Source organism: Neisseria sp. Marseille-Q1983 (genome assembly GCF_018224585.1).
GTDB lineage: Bacteria > Pseudomonadota > Gammaproteobacteria > Burkholderiales > Neisseriaceae > Neisseria > Neisseria polysaccharea.
Window position 1 is genome coordinate 1 of record NZ_JAGTUI010000065.1, and the last position, 5,940, is coordinate 5,940.

The following is a 5,940-nucleotide window of genomic DNA, read 5'->3' on the forward strand; positions in this document are numbered from 1 at the left end:
AGCCGGTTTGGCGGGGGCTTTTGGCGCGGGCGCACCGACGGAAGCCTGGTCCTTCAGCTTCGCCAATACCGCAGGGCCGATACCCTTAACCTTCGTCAACTCGTCCACAGACTTGAACGCGCCGTTTTGCGCGCGGTATTCCGCAATGGCCTTCGCCTTCGCCGGGCCTATGCCCGGCAGCGCCTCCAGCTCCTGCGGCGAAGCGGCATTGATGTTTACCGCCGCAAGGGAGAAGGCGCAGGAGAACAGCATATACAACAGCATAAAAATCTTTTTCATAAGGTTTCCTCCAAAGTATGGGAACAATAAAACAAAACGGCACCGCCGTACGAAATGGAACTGCCGGACGGATACGTCCGCCATACCGGCAGGTATGCATATCCGGTCAAACAGATGGAATTTTTCATCATTTTAAAATGAATGTACGTTTGTTTCAAGACCATTCCCACCAATACTGCAGGGAAACCGTCCGCCCCCGGCTTATCCCTCCCAAAGCTCCGTCTCTGCCGCACAAAGCAAAAACCCCCGAATAATCGGGGGTTTTCTGAAAGGGTGTTTGGCAGTGACCTACTTTCGCATGGAAGAACCACACTATCATCGGCGCTGAGTCGTTTCACGGTCCTGTTCGGGATGGGAAGGCGTGGGACCAACTCGCTATGGCCGCCAAACTTAAACTGTTACAAATCGGTAAAGCCTTAATCAATATATTCGGTGATGACTGAATCAGTCAGTAAGCTTTTATCTCTTAAAGTTCTTCAAATGATAGAGTCAAGCCTCACGAGCAATTAGTATGGGTTAGCTTCACGCGTTACCGCGCTTCCACACCCCACCTATCAACGTCCTGGTCTCGAACGACTCTTTAGTGTGGTTAAACCACAAGGGAAGTCTCATCTTCAGGCGAGTTTCGCGCTTAGATGCTTTCAGCGCTTATCTCTTCCGAACTTAGCTACCCGGCTATGCAACTGGCGTTACAACCGGTACACCAGAGGTTCGTCCACTCCGGTCCTCTCGTACTAGGAGCAGCCCCCGTCAAACTTCCAACGCCCACTGCAGATAGGGACCAAACTGTCTCACGACGTTTTAAACCCAGCTCACGTACCACTTTAAATGGCGAACAGCCATACCCTTGGGACCGACTACAGCCCCAGGATGTGATGAGCCGACATCGAGGTGCCAAACTCCGCCGTCGATATGAACTCTTGGGCGGAATCAGCCTGTTATCCCCGGAGTACCTTTTATCCGTTGAGCGATGGCCCTTCCATACAGAACCACCGGATCACTATGTCCTGCTTTCGCACCTGCTCGACTTGTCGGTCTCGCAGTTAAGCTACCTTTTGCCATTGCACTATCAGTCCGATTTCCGACCGGACCTAGGTAACCTTCGAACTCCTCCGTTACTCTTTGGGAGGAGACCGCCCCAGTCAAACTGCCTACCATGCACGGTCCCCGACCCGGATTACGGGTCTGGGTTAGAACCTCAAAGACACCAGGGTGGTATTTCAAGGACGGCTCCACAGAGACTGGCGTCTCTGCTTCTAAGCCTCCCACCTATCCTACACAAGTGACTTCAAAGTCCAATGCAAAGCTACAGTAAAGGTTCACGGGGTCTTTCCGTCTAGCAGCGGGTAGATTGCATCTTCACAACCACTTCAACTTCGCTGAGTCTCGGGAGGAGACAGTGTGGCCATCGTTACGCCATTCGTGCGGGTCGGAACTTACCCGACAAGGAATTTCGCTACCTTAGGACCGTTATAGTTACGGCCGCCGTTTACTGGGGCTTCGATCCGATGCTCTCACATCTTCAATTAACCTTCCAGCACCGGGCAGGCGTCACACCCTATACGTCCACTTTCGTGTTAGCAGAGTGCTGTGTTTTTAATAAACAGTCGCAGCCACCTATTCTCTGCGACCCTCCAGGGCTTACGGAGCAAGTCCTTAACCTTAGAGGGCATACCTTCTCCCGAAGTTACGGTATCAATTTGCCGAGTTCCTTCTCCCGAGTTCTCTCAAGCGCCTTAGAATTCTCATCCTGCCCACCTGTGTCGGTTTGCGGTACGGTTCGATTCAAACTGAAGCTTAGTGGCTTTTCCTGGAAGCGTGGTATCGGTTACTTCGTGTCCGTAGACACTCGTCGTCACTTCTCGGTGTTAAGAAGACCCGGATTTGCCTAAGTCTTCCACCTACCGGCTTAAACAAGCTATTCCAACAGCTTGCTAACCTAACCTTCTCCGTCCCCACATCGCATTTGAATCAAGTACAGGAATATTAACCTGTTTCCCATCGACTACGCATTTCTGCCTCGCCTTAGGGGCCGACTCACCCTACGCCGATGAACGTTGCGTAGGAAACCTTGGGCTTTCGGCGAGCGGGCTTTTCACCCGCTTTATCGCTACTCATGTCAACATTCGCACTTCTGATACCTCCAGCACACTTTACAATGCACCTTCATCGGCCTACAGAACGCTCCCCTACCATGCCGGTAAACCGGCATCCGCAGCTTCGGTTATAGATTTGAGCCCCGTTACATCTTCCGCGCAGGACGACTCGACCAGTGAGCTATTACGCTTTCTTTAAATGATGGCTGCTTCTAAGCCAACATCCTGGCTGTCTATGCCTTCCCACTTCGTTTACCACTTAATCTATCATTTGGGACCTTAGCTGGCGGTCTGGGTTGTTTCCCTCTTGACAACGGACGTTAGCACCCGCTGTCTGTCTCCCGAGGAACCACTTGATGGTATTCTGAGTTTGCCATGGGTTGGTAAGTTGCAATAACCCCCTAGCCATAACAGTGCTTTACCCCCATCAGTGTCTTGCTCGAGGCACTACCTAAATAGTTTTCGGGGAGAACCAGCTATCTCCGAGTTTGTTTAGCCTTTCACCCCTATCCACAGCTCATCCCCGCATTTTGCAACATGCGTGGGTTCGGTCCTCCAGTACCTGTTACGGCACCTTCAACCTGGCCATGGATAGATCACTCGGTTTCGGGTCTACACCCAGCAACTGTTCGCCCTATTAAGACTCGGTTTCCCTACGCCTCCCCTATTCGGTTAAGCTCGCTACTGAATGTAAGTCGTTGACCCATTATACAAAAGGTACGCAGTCACACCACTAGGGTGCTCCCACTGTTTGTATGCATCAGGTTTCAGGTTCTATTTCACTCCCCTCCCGGGGTTCTTTTCGCCTTTCCCTCACGGTACTGGTTCACTATCGGTCGATGATGAGTATTTAGCCTTGGAGGATGGTCCCCCCATATTCAGACAGGATTTCACGTGTCCCGCCCTACTTTTCGTACGCTTAGTACCACTATTGAGATTTCGAATACGGGACTATCACCCACTATGGTCAAGCTTCCCAGCTTGTTCTTCTATCTCGACAGTTATCACGTACAGGCTCCTCCGCGTTCGCTCGCCACTACTTGCGGAATCTCGGTTGATTTCTTTTCCTCCGGGTACTTAGATGGTTCAGTTCTCCGGGTTCGCTTCTCTAAGTCTATGTATTCAACTTAGGATACTGCACAGAATGCAGTGGGTTTCCCCATTCGGACATCGCGGGATCATAGCTTTATTGCCAGCTCCCCCGCGCTTTTCGCAGGCTTACACGTCCTTCGTCGCCTATCATCGCCAAGGCATCCACCTGATGCACTTATTCACTTGACTCTATCATTTCAAGAACTTCTTTGACTTCGTTTACCTACCCGTTGACTAGGGAAGTAAACTTGAAATTCCTACTTTGATAAAGCTTACTGCTTTGTTGTGTCTTAATCCTGCCTTTTGTGTTTCAGGATTAAGTCGATACAATCATCACCCAAATACTGTGTTTGTTTTCTTTTCTCTTGCGAGAGATTTTTATCCTTTGCAAAGAATAAAAAATCAAAACAAACTCATTGTCTTTGTTTGTTGATTTCGGCTTTCCAATTTGTTAAAGATCGATACGTCGTTATTCTACTTCGCAAATCAAAATAAGCTGCTAAAAATAGCAAACTTGCTTTCATTTGTAAAGTTTTGGTGGAGGCAAACGGGATCGAACCGATGACCCCCTGCTTGCAAAGCAGGTGCTCTACCAACTGAGCTATGCCCCCGTTATTGGTGGGTCTGGGAGGACTTGAACCTCCGACCCCACGCTTATCAAGCGTGTGCTCTAACCAGCTGAGCTACAAACCCGGATTCTCTTCTTAAGCGAACCTTGCCTTCACTCAAGCTTCTTCCGCATCTTTTCAGTTTACCGATAAGTGTGAATGCCTAAAGCCTCTTCTTTCTCTAGAAAGGAGGTGATCCAGCCGCAGGTTCCCCTACGGCTACCTTGTTACGACTTCACCCCAGTCATGAAGCATACCGTGGTAAGCGGACCCCTTGCGGTTATCCTACCTACTTCTGGTATCCCCCACTCCCATGGTGTGACGGGCGGTGTGTACAAGACCCGGGAACGTATTCACCGCAGTATGCTGACCTGCGATTACTAGCGATTCCGACTTCATGCACTCGAGTTGCAGAGTGCAATCCGGACTACGATCGGTTTTGTGAGATTGGCTCCACCTCGCGGCTTGGCTACCCTCTGTACCGACCATTGTATGACGTGTGAAGCCCTGGTCATAAGGGCCATGAGGACTTGACGTCATCCCCACCTTCCTCCGGCTTGTCACCGGCAGTCTCATTAGAGTGCCCAACTGAATGATGGCAACTAATGACAAGGGTTGCGCTCGTTGCGGGACTTAACCCAACATCTCACGACACGAGCTGACGACAGCCATGCAGCACCTGTGTTACGGCTCCCGAAGGCACTCCTCCGTCTCTGGAGGATTCCGTACATGTCAAGACCAGGTAAGGTTCTTCGCGTTGCATCGAATTAATCCACATCATCCACCGCTTGTGCGGGTCCCCGTCAATTCCTTTGAGTTTTAATCTTGCGACCGTACTCCCCAGGCGGTCAATTTCACGCGTTAGCTACGCTACTGAACAATCAAGTTGCCCAACAGCTAATTGACATCGTTTAGGGCGTGGACTACCAGGGTATCTAATCCTGTTTGCTACCCACGCTTTCGAGCATGAACGTCAGTGTTATCCCAGGAGGCTGCCTTCGCCATCGGTATTCCTCCACATCTCTACGCATTTCACTGCTACACGTGGAATTCTACCTCCCTCTGACACACTCTAGTCACCCAGTTCAGAACGCAGTTCCCAGGTTGAGCCCGGGGATTTCACATCCTGCTTAAGTAACCGTCTGCGCTCGCTTTACGCCCAGTAATTCCGATTAACGCTCGCACCCTACGTATTACCGCGGCTGCTGGCACGTAGTTAGCCGGTGCTTATTCTTCAGGTACCGTCATCAGCCGCTGATATTAGCAACAGCCTTTTCTTCCCTGACAAAAGTCCTTTACAACCCGAAGGCCTTCTTCAGACACGCGGCATGGCTGGATCAGGCTTGCGCCCATTGTCCAAAATTCCCCACTGCTGCCTCCCGTAGGAGTCTGGGCCGTGTCTCAGTCCCAGTGTGGCGGATCATCCTCTCAGACCCGCTACTGATCGTCGCCTTGGTAGGCCTTTACCCCACCAACTAGCTAATCAGATATCGGCCGCTCGAATAGCGCAAGGCCCGAAGGTCCCCTGCTTTCCCTCTCAAGACGTATGCGGTATTAGCTGATCTTTCGATCAGTTATCCCCCACTACTCGGTACGTTCCGATATGTTACTCACCCGTTCGCCACTCGCCACCCAAGAAGCAAGCTTCTCTGTGCTGCCGTCCGACTTGCATGTGTAAAGCATGCCGCCAGCGTTCAATCTGAGCCAGGATCAAACTCTTATGTTCAATCTCTAACTTATAACTTCTGGTCTGCTTCAAAGAAACCGACAGGACAATGTCTAAAACATTATCTTGTCTGTCTTTCAAACAGTGTGAGGCTCAAGGCACTCACACTTATCGGTAATCTGTTTTGTTAAAGAGCGTT

At 50.8% G+C, this 5,940-nt stretch carries 1 protein-coding gene, 2 tRNA genes and 3 rRNA genes; all 6 read right to left on the reverse strand.

Translation table 11 applies throughout. The annotated features are described in order from the left end of the window. Positions 1 to 363, reverse strand: a 363-nt coding sequence (locus KEM39_RS10485; protein WP_407075250.1) for a helix-hairpin-helix domain-containing protein, incomplete at its 3' end; no start/stop codon positions are given. Between the two features lie 191 nt (positions 364 to 554). Then, positions 555 to 668, reverse strand: a 5S ribosomal RNA gene (rrf, locus tag KEM39_RS10490). A gap of 96 nt (positions 669 to 764) precedes the next feature. Continuing rightward, positions 765 to 3,656, reverse strand: a 23S ribosomal RNA gene (locus KEM39_RS10495). Between the two features lie 346 nt (positions 3,657 to 4,002). Further along, positions 4,003 to 4,078, reverse strand: a tRNA-Ala gene (locus tag KEM39_RS10500). A 5-nt stretch (positions 4,079 to 4,083) separates the two neighbouring features. Further along, positions 4,084 to 4,160, reverse strand: a tRNA-Ile gene (locus KEM39_RS10505). A gap of 100 nt (positions 4,161 to 4,260) precedes the next feature. After that, positions 4,261 to 5,801 (reverse strand): 16S ribosomal RNA (locus KEM39_RS10510). The 16S, 23S and 5S rRNA genes sit together here with 2 tRNA genes alongside, the layout of an rRNA operon. Positions 5,802 to 5,940: the final 139 nt, after the last annotated feature.